Here is a 1,060-nt window from a genome sequence, read left to right as displayed (position 1 = left end):
ATCGATCCTACGAAGTCGGGCAGCACGGGCAGTGCTGTCGTTTAGCTTGTTCAGTTTGCGAGAGGAGCCTTGTACCAGGCTCATCATTAGGAGCTCCAAATCAGGCAAGAGGCCATACAACTTGAGCTAGGGATGGGCGGACCAGTTTCCACTCCACAGCCGCAGCGCTTCGAGAACGGCAGCGAAGTGCAGGATGGTTTCTGCCTCGTCGAGATCCGTCCTAGGCAGCAGCACCCGCTGGTCGCAACTCCTGCCTCTTCCATGTAAGTGAGCCAAAGCAGATAGGGCCGCTTTGGCCATCATCACCCTTCCGTGCAGCGTGTGGAAACCCGAGCAGACCCAGCAAGCCCCTCCTCAGTCACCCGCAGGCATTGGCGGCATGAGGTCGCGCGAGTTTGGAGAACCGAGGGCGGGCAGCGTGCCCAAGCCTATCTGGCCTTCTTCCTCGACGGCCTGTCGGCGGTGCCGACCTCGCTCAAGCGCATCTCTATCCAAGTCGCTTCCTTCTTCAGGAGCGAGGCGATCTCCCGCTGGCGGGCTTCACTCAAGCGGCTCTCGATCGCCGCAATGGAGAGCGCACCGATCGGTCGGCCATCCACCCCACGGATGGGAACGCCGACGCCCCACGAACTCGGGAGCAGCAGGCCTGGATTCAGCGCGTAACCGTTCACCCGGGTTTCTTCGACGAGCGAGCGGAGTACAGACGGCGGGTGGTTGGGATATTTCTCAGCCAAGACGTCCGCGTTCGCGGCCAGGACTTCTTCTACCTCCTGGTCCGGCAGGGCAGACAACAGAGCAAGACTTCCGGCACCGACCCCCAGAGGGTGTCGGTCGCCGGCGTGAAGCGCATGGACTCGAATCGGGTACGGCCCTTCCTCGCGATGGACGCAGATGGAATAGACGCCTCGCGGGACCGAAAGGAAGGCTGTGTCGCCAGTCTCCTGGCTCAGCCGCCCGAGAGAGCGGAGAGAGATCGGATGGATGCCGAAACGAGTGCTTGCGAGGGTGCCCAGAACGTAGATTTCAGGTCCAATGTAGTAGCGTCGTGTTTCCGGATCTT

General features: G+C 61.5%; 1 protein-coding gene. It reads right to left on the bottom strand.

Annotation, left to right across the window (positions count from 1 at the left end; all coding sequences use genetic code 11):
- Positions 1-428 precede the first annotated feature (428 nt).
- On the bottom strand, positions 429-1,060 hold a 632-nt coding region (locus JKG68_RS32505; RefSeq protein WP_202066570.1), incomplete at its 5' end, for an IclR family transcriptional regulator.

This window comes from Microvirga aerilata (genome assembly GCF_016743775.1).
Taxonomy (GTDB): domain Bacteria; phylum Pseudomonadota; class Alphaproteobacteria; order Rhizobiales; family Beijerinckiaceae; genus Microvirga; species Microvirga aerilata.
This window is presented reverse-complemented; position numbering and strand designations above follow the sequence as displayed.